This window comes from Pseudomonas sp. FJ2-5-13 (assembly GCF_029201605.1).
Classification (GTDB): Bacteria; Pseudomonadota; Gammaproteobacteria; order Pseudomonadales; family Pseudomonadaceae; genus Aquipseudomonas; species Aquipseudomonas lactis.
The window spans coordinates 1831387-1849867 of the sequence record NZ_CP104045.1 but is presented as its reverse complement, the minus strand read 5'-3'; the positions used below and the strand labels follow the sequence as shown (position 1 = coordinate 1849867).

At 51.7% G+C, this 18481-nt stretch carries 18 protein-coding genes; 3 read left to right on the top strand and 15 right to left on the bottom strand.

Translation table 11 applies throughout. The annotated features are described in order from the left end of the window. Positions 1–8: 8 nt before the first annotated feature. On the bottom strand, positions 9–1703 hold the full coding sequence (gene kdpA / locus N2A98_RS08330; RefSeq protein WP_275623251.1) for a potassium-transporting ATPase subunit KdpA: 1695 nt from the start codon (positions 1701–1703) through the stop codon (positions 9–11). Between the two features lie 9 nt (positions 1704–1712). After that, positions 1713–1802 carry a K(+)-transporting ATPase subunit F gene (gene kdpF / locus N2A98_RS08325; protein ID WP_003218754.1) on the bottom strand — a complete coding sequence of 30 codons (90 nt, stop codon included), beginning with the start codon at positions 1800–1802 and terminating at the stop codon, positions 1713–1715. 774 nt (positions 1803–2576) lie between these two features. Between kdpF and eat the strand changes: the two genes are divergently transcribed. Together eat and N2A98_RS08315 are read left to right on the top strand one after the other, a co-directional pair. After that, complete coding sequence (gene eat / locus N2A98_RS08320; RefSeq protein WP_275623250.1) at positions 2577–3941, top strand: ethanolamine permease; 1365 nt, start codon at positions 2577–2579, stop codon at positions 3939–3941. Between the two features lie 110 nt (positions 3942–4051). Further along, the gene (locus N2A98_RS08315; RefSeq protein WP_003172675.1) at positions 4052–4219 is read left to right on the top strand and encodes a DUF2897 family protein; all 168 of its coding nucleotides are present in this window, start codon (positions 4052–4054) and stop codon (positions 4217–4219) included. 57 nt (positions 4220–4276) lie between these two features. Here the strand turns inward: N2A98_RS08315 and N2A98_RS08310 are convergent, their stop codons facing one another. The 3 genes from N2A98_RS08310 to N2A98_RS08300 form a co-directional block, all read right to left on the bottom strand. Beyond that, on the bottom strand, positions 4277–5125 hold the full coding sequence (locus tag N2A98_RS08310) for a DUF1989 domain-containing protein (protein ID WP_078802759.1): 849 nt from the start codon (positions 5123–5125) through the stop codon (positions 4277–4279). Between the two features lie 14 nt (positions 5126–5139). Continuing rightward, positions 5140–5784: a GntR family transcriptional regulator gene (locus N2A98_RS08305; protein WP_044272984.1), complete on the bottom strand. Its 645-nt coding sequence runs from the start codon at positions 5782–5784 to the stop codon at positions 5140–5142. Between the two features lie 143 nt (positions 5785–5927). Beyond that, complete coding sequence (locus N2A98_RS08300) at positions 5928–6260, bottom strand: ComEA family DNA-binding protein (protein WP_275623249.1); 333 nt, start codon at positions 6258–6260, stop codon at positions 5928–5930. A 371-nt stretch (positions 6261–6631) separates the two neighbouring features. Here N2A98_RS08300 and N2A98_RS08295 point away from each other — a divergent pair, with 371 nt between their 5' ends. After that, positions 6632–7120, top strand: coding sequence for an acyltransferase (locus N2A98_RS08295; protein ID WP_275623248.1), 489 nt, complete (start codon positions 6632–6634; stop codon positions 7118–7120). A gap of 114 nt (positions 7121–7234) precedes the next feature. Here N2A98_RS08295 and N2A98_RS08290 read toward each other — a convergent pair whose 3' ends face one another. From N2A98_RS08290 to N2A98_RS08245, 10 genes are all read right to left on the bottom strand, one after another. Beyond that, entirely contained in the window at positions 7235–9232 is a 1998-nt protein-coding gene (locus N2A98_RS08290) for a nucleoside-diphosphate sugar epimerase/dehydratase (RefSeq protein ID WP_275623247.1), read from the bottom strand. A 119-nt stretch (positions 9233–9351) separates the two neighbouring features. Beyond that, entirely contained in the window at positions 9352–9912 is a 561-nt protein-coding gene (locus N2A98_RS08285) for a sugar transferase (RefSeq protein WP_069557178.1), read from the bottom strand. A 27-nt stretch (positions 9913–9939) separates the two neighbouring features. Continuing rightward, positions 9940–11046: an acyltransferase gene (locus N2A98_RS08280; RefSeq protein WP_069557177.1), complete on the bottom strand. Its 1107-nt coding sequence runs from the start codon at positions 11044–11046 to the stop codon at positions 9940–9942. Further along, positions 11039–12049: an NAD-dependent epimerase/dehydratase family protein gene (locus N2A98_RS08275; RefSeq protein ID WP_256557710.1), complete on the bottom strand. Its 1011-nt coding sequence runs from the start codon at positions 12047–12049 to the stop codon at positions 11039–11041. Before N2A98_RS08275 ends, N2A98_RS08280 begins: the two co-directional genes overlap by 8 nt. Before the next feature lie 2 nt (positions 12050–12051). Beyond that, complete coding sequence (locus N2A98_RS08270; RefSeq protein WP_078802753.1) at positions 12052–13158, bottom strand: DUF1972 domain-containing protein; 1107 nt, start codon at positions 13156–13158, stop codon at positions 12052–12054. Then, on the bottom strand, positions 13148–14242 hold the full coding sequence (locus N2A98_RS08265; RefSeq protein ID WP_069557175.1) for a glycosyltransferase family 4 protein: 1095 nt from the start codon (positions 14240–14242) through the stop codon (positions 13148–13150). Before N2A98_RS08265 ends, N2A98_RS08270 begins: the two co-directional genes overlap by 11 nt. A gap of 11 nt (positions 14243–14253) precedes the next feature. Then, positions 14254–14943 (bottom strand): DapH/DapD/GlmU-related protein, encoded by a 690-nt coding sequence (locus N2A98_RS08260; RefSeq protein ID WP_069557174.1) that lies wholly within the window; start codon positions 14941–14943, stop codon positions 14254–14256. Then, on the bottom strand, positions 14943–15818 hold the full coding sequence (locus N2A98_RS08255) for a hypothetical protein (protein ID WP_069557173.1): 876 nt from the start codon (positions 15816–15818) through the stop codon (positions 14943–14945). Before N2A98_RS08255 ends, N2A98_RS08260 begins: the two co-directional genes overlap by 1 nt. Continuing rightward, positions 15793–16968: a hypothetical protein gene (locus tag N2A98_RS08250; RefSeq protein WP_138762132.1), complete on the bottom strand. Its 1176-nt coding sequence runs from the start codon at positions 16966–16968 to the stop codon at positions 15793–15795. Before N2A98_RS08250 ends, N2A98_RS08255 begins: the two co-directional genes overlap by 26 nt. A gap of 56 nt (positions 16969–17024) precedes the next feature. Next, entirely contained in the window at positions 17025–18473 is a 1449-nt protein-coding gene (locus N2A98_RS08245; protein ID WP_275623246.1) for a hypothetical protein, read from the bottom strand. Between the last annotated feature and the right edge of the window lie 8 nt (positions 18474–18481).

Sequence of the window (18481 nt, the reverse complement as noted above, 5' to 3'; positions counted from 1 at the left end):
TCCCTTAACTAGAAGCCCATGCTCAGGTGTTCAGCGATGGGGCCCAACGCCAGCGTCGGCAGGAAGGTCAGGCCGCCCACCAGCAAAATGGTCACGGTCAACAGGGTCACGAACAGCGCGCCATGGGTGGGGAAACTGTTCTGGCCAATCGGTGCGGCCTTCTTCATCGCCAGGCTGCCGGCCAGGGCCAGGACCGCGAGGATGTAGCCGAAACGGCCGATCAACATGCCCAGGCCAAGCATCAGATTATGGAACGGGGTGTTGGCGCCGAGGCCGGCAAACGCCGAACCGTTGTTGGCACTGGCCGAGGTGTAGGCGTAGAGCAACTGACTGAAGCCGTGTGGGCCAGGGTTACTGATAGCAGCCGCCGGGCCGGGCAAGCTGGCGGCAATGGCACCCAACACCAGCACGCCGACCGGCATCACCAGCAGGGTCACCACCAGCAATTGCACTTCCTTGGCTTGCAGCTTCTTGCCCAGGTATTCCGGGGTGCGGCCGATCATCAAGCCGGCGAGGAACACTGCGATCAACACGTTGAGCAACATGCCGTACATGCCCGCGCCGACACCGCCGAAGATCACTTCGCCGACCATCATGTTCACCAGTGCCACCATCCCGCTCAGGGGGCTGAGGCTGTCCTGCATGCCGTTGACCGAACCGTTGGAGGCCGCGGTGGTGGTCACCGACCACAGCACGGTGCCGGTGGTGCCGAAGCGTGTTTCCTTGCCCTCCAGCGGTGCGGTTTGCTCCACCGACGGGTTGTTCAAGGTTGGGTTGGGCTGGTACTCAGACCACAGCGACGTCGCGCCACCGATCAGGAACAGCGCCAGCATGCACGCGAGGATCGCCCGGCTCTGGCGCAGGTCCTTGACGTAATGGCCGAAGGTAAACACCAGTGCCACCGGGATCAGAATGATCGAGGCCACTTCAAACAGGTTGGCCCAGGCGGTCGGGTCTTCGAACGGATGCGCCGAGTTCACGCCGAAGAAGCCACCGCCGTTGGTGCCCAATTGCTTGATCGCAATCTGGCTGGCAGCCGGCCCCAGGGGAATCACCTGGTCCACGCCCTGCAGGGTGACGGCATCCACATAGTGGGCGAAGGTTTGCGGCACGCCCTGCCATACCAAAAACAGCGCGAGCACCAGGCACAACGGCAGCAGGCCGTAGAGGGTGGCGCGGGTCATGTCGACCCAGAAGTTGCCCAGAGTCTGGGCAGATTTGCGCCCGATCCCACGGCACAAGGCGACCAGGACGGCGAGACCGGTCGCCGCACTGACGAAGTTCTGCACCGTGAGGCCGGCCATCTGGCTCAGGTAACTCAAGGACGCCTCGCCGCTGTAGTTCTGCCAGTTGGTATTGGTCATGAAACTGACGGCAGTGTTGAACGCCAGGGTCCATTCCTGGCCGGGCAATTTCTGCGGGTTCAGTGGCAGGGAGCCCTGGAATAACAGGATTGAGAACAACAACAAGAAGCCCGCCAGGTTGAACGCAAGCAAGGCCAGCATGTATTTCTGCCAGCTCTGCTCTTGCTGCGCATCCACGCCCGAGAGGCGGTAACAGGCCTTTTCAACAGGCCCCAATACGGGCGTGAGCCAAGTGCGCTGGCCTTCCATCACCTTGTAGTAGAACCGCCCCAGAAACGGCGCCGGTACCAGTACCACGGCGAAGAAGGCGATGATCAGCCAATAGTCATAACTGTGCATAGCCCGCTCCTAGTTCCGATCCGCGCGTAACAGCGCAACCAGCAGATAAATGAACAGCGCCACGGCCAATAGCAGTGACACCCCGTCCAGAACGCTCATGGAAGTCTCCCCTTCGTGCGGCGATTGCCGCGTGTGGGGGCATTGTCCGCAGGAGCGGTGTAAAGGAACGAGAGCGAGGGGCTGGGTGGGGCGTAAAGATGGCGTAAAGAGTGGGTTTATGCGGGGTTTACAGGAAGATGTGCAGTGGCTGGGAGGGCCTCATCGCGGCATAGGTATCTACACAACTTTGGTGTGACGCTGGACTGGTGGCGAGGGAGCTTGCTCCCGTGGCGGACTGACGGCCGGCGCCTATCTCCCTGACGCCCCAGGATCCAAATGTGGGAGCTGGCTTGCCTGCGAAGACGGCCTGACAGTCAACACAGTTGGATGGTGTACATATCCATTCCTGCGGTAACGGCCACCTAGGGTTCCGCTCTGACAGCGGCTCACTTTTGAAAAGAGCCCAAAAGTAAGCAAAAGGCTCTTGCCCCACCACTCGGCACCTCGCCTAGGCTCGGTGTGCCCGTAATCCGCCAGTGATTTGGGGGGGCGCTTAAGATCAAGATCACAAGCAGATCAAGAGCAAGAGCAAGAGCGGCTCCCACATTCGACTGCGTTCTTTTCAGTTAACACTCGGTCAAGTGTGGGAGCGGGCTTGCCCGCGAAAGCGCCCGCCAAGTCACCACCGCACTTATGTGGTGCAACTCATGCCACATTCAAACGCCAAACCGTCCCCCCGGCGACATAGGCACTGCTTTACGACACAGTTCTGAGGCTTGGCATAGCCACTGCAACACCTTGAATCATTCCAAACGGTTCAGGGAGCGCAGCACAATGAACACACAACTCAAACCCACCTTGGGTACCTTGCACCTATGGGGCATCGCCGTGGGGCTGGTGATCTCCGGCGAATATTTCGGCTGGAGCTATGGCTGGGGCGTCGCCGGTACCCTGGGCTTTCTGGTGACCTCGTTGATGGTCGCCGCGATGTACACCTGCTTTATCTTCAGCTTCACCGAGCTGACCACCGCGATTCCCCATGCCGGAGGCCCTTTTGCCTACAGCCGTCGCGCCTTTGGTGAAAAAGGCGGTTTGATTGCCGGCCTGGCCACCTTGATCGAGTTCGTCTTCGCCCCGCCCGCGATTGCCTTGGCCATTGGCGCCTACCTGAACGTGCAATTCCCGGCACTCGACCCCAAGCACGCCGCTGTCGGCGCCTATATCGTGTTCATGGGCCTGAATATCCTCGGGGTGAAACTCGCCGCCACCTTTGAGCTGGTGGTGTGCGTACTCGCCGTCGCCGAACTTCTGGTGTTCATGGGCGTGGTCGCCCCGGCCTTCAGCTTCAGCCACTTCGCCCTGAACGGCTGGGCCGGTTCCGACACCTTCGACGCCCCGGCGATTGCCGGCATGTTTGCCGCCATCCCCTTCGCCATCTGGTTCTTCCTCGCCATCGAAGGCGCCGCCATGGCCGCCGAAGAAGCCAAGGACCCCAAGCGCACGATTCCAAAAGCCTACATCAGCGGCATCCTCACCCTGGTGATCCTGGCCATGGGCGTGATGTTCTTCGCCGGTGGCGTAGGCGACTGGCGCACCTTATCGAACATCAACGACCCACTGCCCCAGGCGATGAAAACCGTGGTGGGCGACAGCTCCGGGTGGTTGCACATGCTGGTATGGATTGGCCTGTTTGGTCTGGTGGCGAGCTTTCACGGCATCATCCTCGGCTACTCGCGCCAGTTCTTCGCCCTGGCCCGTGCCGGTTACCTGCCGTCCTTCCTGGCCAAACTCTCACGCTTCCAGACGCCGCACCGGGCCATCCTCGCCGGCGGCGTGGTGGGCATCGCCGCCATCTACAGCGACGGCCTGATCAACCTGGGCGGCATGACCCTGACCGCCGCGATGATCACCATGGCGGTATTCGGCGCCATCGTCATGTACATCATGAGCATGCTCAGCCTGTTCAAACTGCGTAAGACCGAACCACTGCTGGAACGCACCTTCCGCGCGCCAGGCTACCCCATCGTGCCCGGTATCGCATTGGTACTGGCGCTGGTGTGCCTGGTGGCAATGGCCTGGTTCAATGCCTTGATCGGGCTGATCTTCCTGGGTTTTATGGCGGTGGGTTTCATCTACTTCCAGATGACCGCACAAGACCGCGTCGATGCACCGGCGGATGCAATGTTGACCGGACAATAGCGCCTATGAGGCAGAACGGGCCTACACTGAACTACTCAGAAAGCCCGTGACTCAAAGCAGTGATTACCGTGGGAAAGTTTCCCACGGACATCTGCCTCAAGGAGAGCCTTATGCCGTGGTATGCGTGGTTGATTATGGTAGTCGCGATCGGGTCGATCGTCGGAGGGCTGATGATGCTGCGCGACAGCGCCAACAAAGTCGAACTCACCGACGAGCAACGCAAACGCGTGGCCGAGCGTAATGCGCAGGCGGATGCCAAGGATGCACAAGACAGATAAACGCTTATTCCCCCGTGGCGAGGGAGCTTGCTCCCGCTGGGCTGCGAAGCAGCCCCCCTACTCCCATGCCGCCTTGGCAATATGCAACCCATGTTGCCCCTTATAGGCCGCACGTTCCGGTTGGCTCCAGCCATTGAGCAACTCATCCTCCAACCGGTAGATCTCCACCCCCAACGGACGACACACCGTCAGGGGATCCTGCGCATCGGGCCCCCACATCGGTAGCGACAAATCCCCGCCTGGGCACGTCGACAACGCACACAGCAGATCAATCTCGGCAAAGAACTCCAGGTAATCGCCCTTCTGCGCCGGACAGGCCTTCATAAAGTACATGTCATCGTGATTGAGCCCGGTGCACTGGAAAATATTCAACACGTCATGCACATCGAATTCCGTCAGCCCATGGGGCAATACCGCACGGGTCAGGTTCGAGTGGCAATGGTGGTGAAAGTCCTCCCCGGTCAACATACGGTTCACATAGGGGTCGCACCGCGTGCCCAACAAATCGTGCAAACGCCCACCGTGCTCATCAATGCCGTAGCTGGCCAGGCTGTCATCGGTGATCGTGACCAAGGGCCTTAGAAAAGGCAGGTTCGACCACAACCGATCATGGGTGCTGACATGGGCACCTTGAAGCTGCCGAGTGCGCGCGGCCCACAAGCGTTCGCGCGGGTCGTTGGCGTTCCACACGTTGAAATCCCCCACCTGTGGTCCCACCGGCGTGGTCACCCGAAACACATGCCCGGCCGGCACCTTCCACGCCCTCCCCGTTCGAATCGGCACCTCGAACTGTTCGATCAACGTACGCTGGCCTTTCTGATCACGAATACGCTCATAAAACGCCGTATCCACCTGCAACGCCGAACCTTTGCTGACCTGGTACGCGGCGGGATAGTCTTTGTACATGGGTCAATCCTCCATCATGGGTGATCAAACAGGGCGAGGGAAAGGTGTTCCGAGTCATCCAGGTACAGACTCATCGCCTCGCTGGCGGCCTGGGTTTGGTTGTGGGTTAGCAGTGTGTATATCTCATGGTCACGCTCCAGCCAGGGTGACTGAAACCGCTGCTCATCCGGCGCGGCGCAGAACGCCAGACGCAGCTGGGCTATTACCTGGGCGAAGAACTCGTCGAACAACGGGCTGCCCATCAACGCGACGATCTGTTGGTGAAACATAAGACTGTGGGTGGCCACGGCTCGCCAATCTTCCCGCTCCCGCGCCAGGGTGGTGGCGTCGATGGCGTTTTGCATACGTGTCGATTGAGCGTCCGTCAGCGGGCCGCTTTGGGCTATGGCCTGCAATTCCAGGGTGCGGCGGACTACGAAGAGGTCGCGTACTTCTGCTCGCTCCAGGCGCCGAACCATGACGCCCTTGTTGCGGACATAGCGAGTAAGGCCCTCCTGGCCTAGACGATGCAGCGCCTCGCGAATTGTATTGCGGGACGCGCTGTAGACCTTGACCAGGTCCACCTCGATCAGCGGCATGCCTGGTAACAAGCGGCCACCGATGATGTCGGCGCGTAGTTCCAGGGCGATCTGGTCGGCTAAAGATAGGGTGAGTGGCATCGTTACCTCGAGATTGTTGAACAATCACTGAGGAAGAGGTAACCACGTTTCGTGCCAATGCTGCGTCAGTGAGGAAATCGCAAGGTCCGTTAGTTAAAGGAAAGGCCGGTGTATGACCGGCCCTCCGCGCTGTTTTCAGATCCTCAATTAATAACCAGCCTGTCGCGATTCTTTTCCAGCAATGCCTTGCCGATGCCTTTCACCTCCAGTAACTCATCCACCGCCGTGAACGGGCCGTTGCTCTCGCGATAGGCGATGATTGCCTTCGCCTTGGAAGCACCAATGCCGAACAGATCACGGCGCAGGGTTTCGGCGTCGGCGGCGTTGAGGTTGACCTTGGTGGATTGCTCGGTCTTGGCCATTTGGGTGGAGATAGGGGTTGGGGGTTCCGGCTTGATGGACGGCGCAGCGGTGGTGGCGACGGAGAGGCTGGTGAGGAAAGCGAAGATGAGGGATGAGAGGTAGAGGTTTTGCATTGGTGACGCTCCATGACATCGGTAAGAGAAAAAGCAGCTTTTCCGAAGCTGCTTTTCAAAATTAGATGATGCTGGGAGAGAGTCAAAAGCGAGTCGGTTACAGAGTGTGTTTAACCATTCCCTCAAACACAAAGAAGCCATTTCCAATTGGATGGCGCGACGCTTTTGGCAGAAAAAGCCGTCTCCAAAGCCGCTGATCAAACCAGTAAATGAGCCGAAAAATTCACGAATGAAGCGCGTCGCATGGCTTTCGATGTGCGGTGTACCACGCCAACCGTCCGTCAAATAAAAAACACACCGAAAAAAAATGGAAAATCGTTTGCCTTTCCGAGAAACTATTAAACTTTAAGCCCAAGGCAGATAGAGCAAAAATGAGCGACTCCAAAGACTACTTCGTACACTCTCATGCATTGTGTGAATCGGCACACATTGGCAAAGGCTCGAGAATTTGGGCATTTACGCATATTTTGCCCAACGCAAAAATAGGAACAGATTGTAATGTCTGCGACCACGTCTTCATTGAAAACGACGTTACTATTGGAGATCGCGTTACGATCAAGTGCGGTGTACAAATCTGGGACGGTATAACAATTTCCGATGACGTATTTATTGGCCCGAATGTCACGTTCACCAATGATATATACCCGAGAAGCAAGGTCTATCCTGAACGCTTCGATCGCACTGTCGTAGGTAAAGGTGCGTCCTTGGGTGCCAATTGCACCATTTTGCCTGGTTTAGAGATCGGTGAAAATGCAATGGTGGGCGCTGGGGCTGTAGTGACCCGGTCGGTGCCTGCCAATGCAACCGTTGTAGGTAACCCGGCAAAAATAATAAGCGCCCACGCAAAAAAAACAGTTTAGCGCTTCACTCTTGTAACTAATAAGCCGGTCAACGACCGGCTTATTACTAGCAAAAAAGTAATCGAAGGCTCGATATACTAACTACCATGCCAGCCCCAACATGAAATATTTAATTCACGGTTCAAGACGCCGTTGTTGGTAGATCCAATCAACAATCTCACCATCCGGAGTATAGCCACTGACAGTGTCACGTAACAGTTGGCGAACACGGCTATAGTCATCCTGCTCAACTGCTGTGAGCAATTCCGTCAACTTGACCTTTAGCGTCTCCCAAGGCAAATGATCCTCGTTGGCGCTCATGATCATTGGGTGCTGCGTTGCCACCACGTTGTCACCGATCAACAACTCTTCGTACAGCTTTTCCCCAGGACGCAAACCCGAGAACTCGATAGCGATGTCACCGTGAGGGTTCTTGTCAGAACGTACACTCAACCCGGACAGATGAATCATCTTTTCGGCCAGCTCGATAATCTTCACGGGTTCGCCCATATCGAGGACGAACACATCCCCCCCAAGGCCCATGGACCCAGCCTGTATGACCAGTTGCGCCGCTTCGGGAATGGTCATGAAGTAGCGGGTTATTTTCGGGTGGGTAACCGTTAACGGACCGCCAGATTTGATCTGCTTGTGGAACAACGGGATTACAGAGCCCGAAGAGCCCAGAACATTGCCGAATCTCACCATCGTGAAGCGGGTTTTATTCACCCGGGAGACATTGGAATTGTCACCGAACAGCACGGGGGCAAGCTCACGACTCAAAGCTTGAAGGGTGAGTTCAGCCAGACGCTTGGTGCTACCCATGACATTGGTTGGTCGAACAGCCTTATCCGTCGAGATCAGGACAAAATTCGATGCGCCGGCCTGAAGTGCCGCTTGGGCGGTGTTCAGTGTGCCAATAACATTATTCAACACACCTTCTGCAATGTTGTGCTCGACAATGGGTACATGCTTATACGCCGCCGCGTGGTAAACCGTGTCGACACGCCAGGTCTTCATCACGTCAAGCAACTTTGCCTGATCACGCACGGACCCCAATATAGGGAGCAATTTGACCGGCAATGAATTGCGGGTAATACGCTGTTCCAGCTCAGAAAGAATGCTGTAGAGATTGAACTCACTGTGCTCGAACAACAGCAGGGTCATAGGCTTGAGTTCGAGAATTTGCCGGCACAGCTCAGAACCAATTGACCCGCCCGCCCCAGTTACAAGCACATTCAGCCCTTTGATGCAGTGCTCAAGCAGTTCATCTTGAGCAGGCACCGAATCACGGCCGAGTAAGTCAGCGATATCGACTTCTTGAATATCGTCAACTTTGACTCGGCCGCTGGCAAGGTCCATGAAACCGGGAACGCTGCGAACGTGGAGGGGGAAGCCCTCCAGAAAACCAAGAATCTCACGGCGCCGCCCGCGGCTTGACGATGGAATGGCCAAGAGAACTTCCTGCGCTCCCGTGACATCAATCATGCGCTGGATATGCTTGGGCTTATAGACTTGAAGCCCGGAAATGACACGATCGGAGATAGTGGTATCGTCATCGATGAACGCCACTGGCCGCATAACGCGCCCCATGCGCAATGCTGCGACCAGTTGATTGCCCGCCGCACCTGCACCATAGATCGCGACACGCGGAAGACCGTCTTCACGGTTGGTAAAAGGCACATGTTGTGCCGCCGCAAACCAATCGCCCAAAAAGTATTGGCGCATGGTCAAGCGTAAACCGCCGACCATGATCAAGCTTAACCACCAATAGTTGAAGATGATCGAGCGGGGCACGACATTTTGATGGTTGCTATACCAATAGACCACGACACCTAGAATCAGTGATGAAAGACTGACAGCCTTGATAATCGCTACCAGTGCATCATTGCCAAAATAACGCATGACAGCACGATACATACCAAAGCGAATAAAAAGCGGAATAGCCACCACCGGTGCAGCCAAGAACAGCCAAAGATGCATTTTGACCGGGTTGATCATCTCATCAATGCCGAGGCGAACAACAAACGCCATCCACAGCGCCAGAAAAACCAGGACAACGTCCGCAACTACCTGTATCAGTCGTTTCTTGTGACGAGGCAGTTTCAATAGCCAAGTGCGCAACCGGTTAATCATGATTCACCTACGGTCCTTGCGTTAGATCAAAATTCTTGTCGACCGCGCAATAAACGCAGAACAAAAAACACACTGTACGGTGCCTGCCTGAACAAGCCAGCCATATACGTCCTACAGCTTCAATGGGAAACGCCATCGCGCTTGAGCACCTTCAAAGCTGTCAAAAACAGGATTTTCAGATCGAAAAGCAAACCCATATTTTTGGCGTAATAGGCATCATAGCCAACCTTAACCGGTATCGGCAACTCGTCCCGTCCGTTCACCTGCGCCCAGCCCGTGAGACCCGGCCGGATGAGATGTACGCCTTGTTCGGTACGCAAGGCAATAAGATCTGCCTGGTTGAAAAGCGCCGGCCTAGGCCCGACAAAACTCATGTCACCCGCAATGATGCTCCACAACTGAGGCAACTCATCCAGACTGGACTTTCTTAGGAAATTTCCAATCGGCGTAAGGTACTGAGCCGGGTCCTGCAGCAAATGCGTGGCGACCGCTGGGGTTCCCGTGCGCATTGAGCGAAACTTTGGCATCTTGAAGACGGCATTATTCATCCCCACCCGATCGGACCAATACAGAGCAGGTCCTTTTGACGTCAACTTTACCGCGACGGTAACAAGTACAATCGGGATGAGGAGTATGAGCAATGCAAAAAAGCTCAGCAAAAGATCAAAAAAACGCTTCATGTTGAACACCAACCTTTAAATTCAGAGCTATCGAGTTGAGTACTGAGTAACCATTCTCGCCACGTTGGCGAGTGATTGAGACAATCGCTCGGCGATTGCCTTTTTACGCAAAATACAAGGATGCTCAATAAAGTGCCAGGAAAGTACTGCGGGAATAAGCGCTAGTGGCAAAGCCACCAGGATCATCGTCACTGGCGATATACCCTTCCAGACGTGCGCTAAAATCTCTTGCGTTGGAAAGGCGTAGATATAAAGGCCATAAGAATAGTCTCCCCACCGATTAAACTGACGAGCAAACCATTGCGTATTGAAGGCGACCCAGAATACTGAGTAACTCCAGGCCGCTACAAAAGCCTCAACAAAAACAGGCGACGCGTATAAGAAAAGCGTCACTAACCAACAGGTGCCGACTATACGATAATCTAGGCGAATATTGAACCTGTATGCATAAAGCAGCATACCTATCACGAATGCGAAACTCCACTGCACCCATGTACGCGTCTGGAAACCTGGACTGATAAATTCCGCCTGCAGCAAAAATTTAAATGTAAAATAAAATAAGAAGTACACCACAAAAAACACTGAAATACGGCGTAGCCTTTTCAAAAGACCCAAGATCCCCAGTACCAAAACCAAGGCGTACAGCAAGACTTCATAATACAGCGTCCACAACGACCCATTGATCCCCGGGTATGGATTGTCCTGGAACAAGCCAGGCAACTGGAACTGAATACTCTTCAATTTCAAGTTGGCCGTCACATAACTATAGACTTCCGATGAGGAGAAATAATCATGGGCGTTCAGAGTTGAAAAAATCGGGCCTATGACACAGGCGCTTAAAACCAGCACCACCAGCAGCGCTGGATACAGCCGTAAAAATCTCGCAACGACAAAATCAACCGCACTTTTTGATCGCTGATAACTCAGCGATATAAAAAATCCAGAAATACAAAAAAAGGTAAATACGCCTAGCCCTCCAAGCGAGATACCAAGTTGAGCTACCAGCGGCTCGACCTCGCCGGGCCCACGCGAAAGCGGATAGGCGTGAGAAACCAGAACAAAAGAGGCCGCAACCATGCGGATAAAATTGAAGTTATTATGCCTGTCGTTGAGGCTCTCTTCTAGATTAGCCATGGGAGATTCCATTATGCGCATCTTGATAATAACGAGCCGTAATAGCAAAGGCTTCATCAACGCTGACAGGCGGCACCCAGTCCAAAATTTCTTGCGTATCCGTAATATCTACTTGAAGCGACCCGCACAGGCGTTGAAAAAATTCTTTCTTGCCCACCATCGATGCGGCCAGCCCCAAGAGAGATTGCGGGAACGCAAATATGTGGGATTTTTTGTTCATCGCCACAGCAAGCTTTTCCAGGATCTGGCCTATCGATAAGTCTTCACCATCACTGACCAGAAAGACGCGATTAGCTGCCTTGGGGTGATGAATGCACACGCAAATCAAATCGATCAAATTATCGATAAACACCAGACTCCGACGATTATTAATTGTACGCAGTGGCAAAGGAAGGCCTTTGCTAACGGTAGCTAACATCTTTTCAAAGTTTGCCTTTACACCCGGGCCGTACACCAACACAGGCCTGATGATTACCACGTCCATTGAGGTTTTCCCCGCCAGCGCCATCAATGCCTGCTCGGCCTCGAGCTTGGACAAGCCATAATCGTCAAGCGGTGCGGGGGCATCCGAAGGCTTGAAAGCACGGCGGCCGTCGGTCTCCTCACCGTTGACCTTGACAGAGCTGATATAGATGAACCGCTTAATGCCAGCTTGCGCGGCCTGCCGGGCGAGATTGAGCGTGGCATCAACGTTCACCTGTCGAAAGGCCTGCAACGGATTGCTATGCGTTTCGTTCATGATGTGAGCACGACCCGCGGAGTGGATTACAACTTCCACTCCCTGCAATGCGACACTCCAGTCGTTGTCCTCTGACAGCGATGAAATAATGCAATGCTGAACACCTGGGAGCACAGTGGCCGCGTGTTTTCGCGTCACGTTGACAACCGGGTAGTTGGCATTGACCAAGGCCTCAAGCAGGGGGCGTCCTACAAAACCTGTGCCGCCGGTTAGAAGAGTCTTCGGCATTTGAGAAATTGTGGTGCCACTCAAACCATCGGACATGATCAAGCCCTATCGGATGACAGCAGTTGTTTGAATAATTTATCGTATTGAGAAGATACCCCTTCCCAACGATAACGACGAACTGCAATCTCATGCATTTTTTTACTCAGCTCTGCCCGCGCCGCTTCGTCAGCGAATAGCATGGAAGCATGATCTATAAGCGACTCACTGGAAGCGAAGAACTTGGCACCGTCCTCGGTAGATGCACGGTTGAACGACACATCGAATGCGATGATCGGCAGGCTCAACCACATTGCCTCCACCAGGGACGGGTTGGTTCCACCTGCACTGTGACCGTGAATATAAATAGTGGCATTACTGCGCAACGGGCTCAGTTCATCACCGTTGTAGATGGGGTCCAGCAGGTGGAGGTTCTCTGCGCCTGAGTATTTATCCTGGAGAGCCTTGCCATATTCACTCTGCTTCCAATTGCCGACGATGACCAGGGGAAGTCCGCTCGTGTGGAAGGCTTCGACAACAATATGGATATTATTTTCAGGTTCAATCCTGCAGACAGAAAACGCATAGGGATTTTTTAGAAACGGATAGCGTGCCCGATCTTCGTCAGTCAATGCACGAGTTTTGGCCTGATCACCACCATAGGCAATAAGGGTACTTTCTCGACCGTATTCGCTACGCACATAGTCCTGAAGAACCTGATTATCAGTGACCACGGCGTCAGAATACTTGACTGCCACAGCCTCCGAAAACTTCAAGAACTTCTTGGCCAGGGGCGACCACTTTGCCCGCTTCCATTCATAGCCATCAATATTGACGACGATCTTTTTCTTCGTCAGCATTTTGATGAATGGAAGTGCAATACAACCGGAAACCCCGAGAATTACCAACACATCATTTTTTCGATAAGCATGCAACATGCTGACTATGTCATAGGGAATGCTTTGCACACCATTGGCCTTCAACGGTACATAAATCAAATCAGCATTGCCGTACTTCTTCGGTTGAGACACGTAGGATTTCGAGCTGCAATACACCGAAATCTCGTACTCACGATCCAGGTAGGTCACTAGTTGCTCTGACAGCGTTTCCCACCCACCGTATTGTGCGGGAAGGCCAACCGTGCCAATGACTGCAAATTTAAATCTCATCAAACACCCCGAGCACACCACTTTCAAATTGTTCACTTGAGAAACTAAGTGACTTCACCCTCGCCGCTTCAGATAGGCGGTAACAAACATCCGGGTTTTCTTGGAGAAATACCAGTTTGGCAGCAATATCTTCGACTCGATCAGAAGCCATTAAGTACCCCTCAGAGTCTTCGGACACCAGTTCAATGGGCCCTCCTACTGGCGGCACTATACATGGAATCCCAAATGAAAGGGCTTCAAGGATGGTTAGTCCAAACGTCTCCACACACTCATCTGGCTTTGACAGACTGAGCAGAACACTAGCCTTTTTGTAATACGATGCAACGTCAGTACAATTAGAAACTATCGTCAAGTTTTCAGGCAGCTTAGTGTTAGAAAAAAAGTCGGAAATCTCCGTTTTAGTAGCACCCAAAATCAGCGTAAAATCAATTTTTTGGCGACCGTTGAGCAGATGAGCAATCCGTACAAATTCATTGACGCCTTTATAGCCTTTCAGAGAGCAAATCATCAGCACACTAAATTTCCCGCCTGGCAAAGACTGGTAAACATAAGCCGCTGCGATGCAACTCAAGCTGCGCGGAATGGAGTTGTAAACAACACTACCTTTAATAGCTGGAACAGCTTCTGTTTGCGCTAGAAAATTTGAAACATATATATTATGACTTGCAGTTATTTTAACCACCCAACGCAAAAAATACCTTAACGGTTTTGGACGAATAGATGCTTCGTGAATATGATAAACAACCTGAACGCCTAAAACCCTGCCGGCCAACGCAGCACCAAAAGGCAGCAAAGTGTTAATATAAAATACCGCTGAAGAATTTCTGTATTTCAGAAGTTTAAAAAACAAAACAACCTGCGAAAATGTATAGCTTAGCAATGTGAGATATTTACTTTCAAACCGCTTGTAGAAATAGCGCCTTTGAACGCAAGGAACGGACGAAAGAAAACCATCATTACGTTTGCCTCCTAAATACAACTCAGCATCAACCCCCTTACCTGATACCGTATCAATAACTTGAGAAAGGACTTTTGGGCTGCCGCTGTAATCGTTAAGCAAATGAAAGAATATAATTTTTTTCACTACAGATCCTTTTAACTACGCTCTTTTATTCGCTTTGCAGGCACACCAGCGTAAATTGAATTAGCGCCGTATCGTCCTGCTTTTAATACTGCTCCGGCCGCAACAATACAACCTTCCTCAAGGATAACACCATCCAACACGGTCACTTTAGCACCGAGCCAGCAATTGTTACCTATTTGAATCCCTACATGACTCACACCCTGAAGACGAATAGGCGTCGAAGGTTCAGCAAAATTATGATTTTCCGAATGGAAGGACACGTAGTTACCAATGATTGTGTCATTGCCTATGGAAATACCACCCGCACAGCCCAAAAAGCTACCGCTGCCGATGCCAACATTGTTTCCAATAGAAAGCCCCTTGCCCAAATTGGTCAGACTACCGGTGCACTCAATAGTAACATTTTTCTTTAAAGAAACCCCGCTACCGAACGTGATCCCTTGGACCGCCAAAGCATCGATATAGCACCCATCATCTATGACAAGCCCTTTGCCACCGAAGATCATCGACCTTGCCTTCACCGTGACACGCTTTCCCACCAGAGTGACTGATAGCCGCCTAAATTTCAGGAATCCGTTGATCGCCATGTACGCTTTAGATAAGACGAAATCAAAGAGGTAGCCGTCAGGAATGCGCCTATCAATTTTGATGCCCCGTTTCCTTACCTTTAAAGAAAGAAATTCAACCAACTCTATCAACATTATTTTTTCTCTTTAAAAGATGACATGTATGAGCGAATAAATCCGATATCTCTGTACGAAACACTTTTCTTCACTGAGGAAACAACCAAGTAAGCTTCCACCACACAGTGAAACAGGAAACTTTTTCGTTCGAACATAACTCGGAAACCTCGAATCATTTCCTGAAATCGAAAAATAGCGCGCCCAGGACTATCCGACGTATGCTCAGAAAGGTCATGCTGCAAGACAGTATCTAGCACATAAAAATGTGAATAGTAGGTCTCGTACCTCACAAAAAACTCTGTGTCAGTTGCATAGAACTTTAGCCGCTCATCAAAGAGCGGCGTCATTCTTTCGTAACAAGCCTTGGTAAAAATCAAACCACTGTTGATGCCAAGTTTATTAAGTGATGTGTTCATCCCACTTTCAACTGCCAGTAACAATCGGCCAAAAAACCAGAACCGCGCACCCGGACTCACGAGTTTGCCCTCCGAGTAAATCTTAGGCAGCATTATACCAAATGCATCCGGTGACGACTTCGCTTCAAATTCAATTGCACTGGCAATCTCGCCAACATAATTCTCCGCGGAATAATCAGTATCATCATCTGAAATCATGAAATGTGTCGCACCGGCCGCAAACGCCTGAGCGGCAACACGATTATAGATATGAGACAACCCTTCATTATTACCTTCCAGCCAAGTCAACCCATCCCTAACCAAACGGGGCGAACACTGTGGCGTGTTATTCCACACAAAAAAATCAACTTCAATGCCTTTTTCACAAAAATAGCTGGCGCTCTGCAGCAATGTTGTTATAGCAGACGAATCCTTATAATGCCGCTTATAAAGAACAATCAATATCGAAAGCTTAGATTTTACGATATTTTGAGTCATACATTACCACCACTATAACCAGCACAAATAGATACAATACGACACTATTCGTGTAGGACTGGAAGAAGAAACTGCTAAGGAAAAATGGGTAGCTGATCACTAGATAGTCAGCGACGCCAGACATAAACGCGCTTCCTCCTGCACGTAACTGCTGCGTCACCGCGACGACCTTAGCGTAAAATAGGATCAGGCCGATCATAATGGTCAGACCAAGATAGCCGGCGGAAGCCAGGAGATTCAACCACAACGAATCATACCAGTGTGCCTGACCAGGTCCTATGGCACCGAAGCCCAGGCCCAACGGCATGGAGCCCAATGATTCGAGAACCACGTACCACTGCCTTACGCGGTCCAAGGCGGATAAATCGTCGGTGTACCCCAAGGCCAGGTACAGAAATATGGAACTTGTAAACATCACGAAATAGCTGTAGCCCAACGCGCTAATAAGCCGTTTCCGCTTGAACAACTGTAATACGATCAAAAAGAATATCGCAGATACCATTCCGATAACGGCAGTTCTGACTGAGCCGTAACAAATCACCAGCATCGAAAAAACAGCGACCAGCACATACCCGATTAAACTTAAGGTGTACTTTCGTTTCCTGATTGCCTGCACGAGCAGACAGCTGGCAAATAGTGCAGTATTCAAAACAAAGGCATTGAATTCAAGGGTACCGGTAAAGAACCCGGACATCCTGGCACTCCCCTCCCTCATGGAGTTGTACGCCTCCAATTCAAATCCTTTTTCCGTTAGCAGTGGCCAATACCAGAACTGCTCAGCATCAGTGATAGTGAGAAATTGATAAACGGCATAACCACCACAAACAAAAGTCATGGCCACCAGCGTGGAAAACATCAACCTCAGTTTTACTTCAAGCTCTAAATCCCGACATATCGCATTCACCATCAGCGCAAAAATAATAGGCATGGCAAAGGAGCGAAACATGCGAAATGATCCATCGGTAAGCTCACCGCACAGCACATAAAATATGAGAAAAAAAGCAAATATCAGCAACTGTTCTTTATACTTGCGCGGTATCGAATGCTGAGTACCGGCCTGAAAAAACACGATCAGCACTGTCAGCAGAATATAGAACAGTACCGCGCCCTCGCGCCAGGCCGCAAAAACAGCAGGCGCATGGAAGGTCAAGATAAGGTAATCCGAAAACAAGAGCAATATTATAAAAAAACGCAGCGCTAACGCCCTCATACCTTAACCGACCCTACGGCTTTCCCGGCTAAACTTTTAATCTTCAAAATTAGCAACTTAAATACCATCTTAATTTTCTGCACTGCACTCAACTCACGCAACACAGCCAACAAAAATCCCTTATCGAAACTTATCAACTTTGCAATTACCACTGGGGGAATAGCTGAGGTAATTTTCCCTGCCTGTTCATAGGCAGCAACATCCCCCGACCATGCAACATAGTGCTCCATCTCGTTAGCGCATAACACATCGTCATAGAGACACGCTAGGTAGCGGGCCTTAACGGCGTCATAGCCATTCACGGCGTAAACTGACTCAATTACCGCAGGGTCATTGTCACACTGGAGAATACTCGTCATTAAATCGTCTACGTTCTTACTTTTAAGATTGTCCGCAGGCGAATAACCTTGTATCGGCGCGCGAAGACCCACGCAGCGACGACCGCTCACGAGCTGCTCCGCAAATGCGGTACCGCCGGGTGTAGGATAGCTATCCACGTAAAAGTCAGCGCCTTCCAGAAGTTTCAGATAACTTTCATACGGCACTGACGATAAAATTCTAAAGCGCCGCCAATACTTAAGCTTTAACGGCCACCACCAAATATTGGTATAGGGATTAGCTCCAACTATCCAGAAAGTGGCGCTTTTAAACTCTGACAAAACCCGGTGAATCGTCGGCCTTGAATCATAGTGTTTGACTGGTTTGAATTTGAAGGGGGACGCCGCGCTAAAAAAGTTCAATGCATCACCTTTCGCAGGCAGACGATGTGCTTTTTTGACTAAGCGAGTGTTCAACGGGATGCCCAAAAAGGACTTCGATCCTGAAATACTTTTCTTTTTATCCCGCTGCTGGCCAAACGTGCTGATTTCGAAATAGACGTCAGCAATCGAACTGCCGTAAGTGAATACATGATCCGCATGATTTACAAAAAAGACTTTTGCATTCGTCATGCCTTTTAGAATATTGCAGGCAATGACCGTAGTCATGTCGTCCGGATGGATATGCAAAACCACCCGCTTATAGGCCTTCAGGCACTCGATAATTTCAGTGATTTTTTGCAACGGCGTATGAAACTGTAAGACAGTGCACTCATTAAAAAAGACACGAGTACGCTCAATCGCAGCTTCATCACTTTGGCGGGTTATCAACAGGTCAGGCTTTTCCGAGTGCATCGTAGCAAGCTGCTCCATCAGCCGGGTATGCCCTCCGATCAAATAAGGCTCGGATATCACATGAATACAATCTTTCGAAGGTGCGTCAACGTCATCTTCATGAACGAAGCTCATGCACCTGCCGGCTAGTAAAATCTCCAGTTCTGGATCATCGTAGATGCCTTTATCAACCGCCCAAAGTATGGCGCCATAGGCCTCGGCCAACTCGATACTCTTATTGATATCTTTTTGCGTTAAAATTAAATCGCGAAGTGAGGATAGCAAGCGACTCATGGGCAAAA

Coding starts and splice junctions, on each gene's coding strand:
- N2A98_RS08255 (WP_069557173.1), bottom strand. CDS start 15,818: ATGACTCAAAATATCGTAAAATCTAAGCTTTCGATATTGATTGTTCTT.
- N2A98_RS08310 (WP_078802759.1), bottom strand. CDS start 5,125: ATGTACAAAGACTATCCCGCCGCGTACCAGGTCAGCAAAGGTTCGGCG.
- N2A98_RS08300 (WP_275623249.1), bottom strand. CDS start 6,260: ATGCAAAACCTCTACCTCTCATCCCTCATCTTCGCTTTCCTCACCAGC.
- N2A98_RS08275 (WP_256557710.1), bottom strand. CDS start 12,049: ATGTCCGATGGTTTGAGTGGCACCACAATTTCTCAAATGCCGAAGACT.
- kdpA (WP_275623251.1), bottom strand. CDS start 1,703: ATGCACAGTTATGACTATTGGCTGATCATCGCCTTCTTCGCCGTGGTA.
- N2A98_RS08290 (WP_275623247.1), bottom strand. CDS start 9,232: ATGATTAACCGGTTGCGCACTTGGCTATTGAAACTGCCTCGTCACAAG.
- N2A98_RS08280 (WP_069557177.1), bottom strand. CDS start 11,046: ATGGCTAATCTAGAAGAGAGCCTCAACGACAGGCATAATAACTTCAAT.
- kdpF (WP_003218754.1), bottom strand. CDS start 1,802: ATGAGCGTTCTGGACGGGGTGTCACTGCTATTGGCCGTGGCGCTGTTC.
- N2A98_RS08245 (WP_275623246.1), bottom strand. CDS start 18,473: ATGAGTCGCTTGCTATCCTCACTTCGCGATTTAATTTTAACGCAAAAA.
- N2A98_RS08305 (WP_044272984.1), bottom strand. CDS start 5,784: ATGCCACTCACCCTATCTTTAGCCGACCAGATCGCCCTGGAACTACGC.
- N2A98_RS08295 (WP_275623248.1), top strand. CDS start 6,632: ATGAGCGACTCCAAAGACTACTTCGTACACTCTCATGCATTGTGTGAA.
- N2A98_RS08270 (WP_078802753.1), bottom strand. CDS start 13,158: ATGAGATTTAAATTTGCAGTCATTGGCACGGTTGGCCTTCCCGCACAA.
- N2A98_RS08285 (WP_069557178.1), bottom strand. CDS start 9,912: ATGAAGCGTTTTTTTGATCTTTTGCTGAGCTTTTTTGCATTGCTCATA.
- eat (WP_275623250.1), top strand. CDS start 2,577: ATGAACACACAACTCAAACCCACCTTGGGTACCTTGCACCTATGGGGC.
- N2A98_RS08260 (WP_069557174.1), bottom strand. CDS start 14,943: ATGTTGATAGAGTTGGTTGAATTTCTTTCTTTAAAGGTAAGGAAACGG.
- N2A98_RS08315 (WP_003172675.1), top strand. CDS start 4,052: ATGCCGTGGTATGCGTGGTTGATTATGGTAGTCGCGATCGGGTCGATC.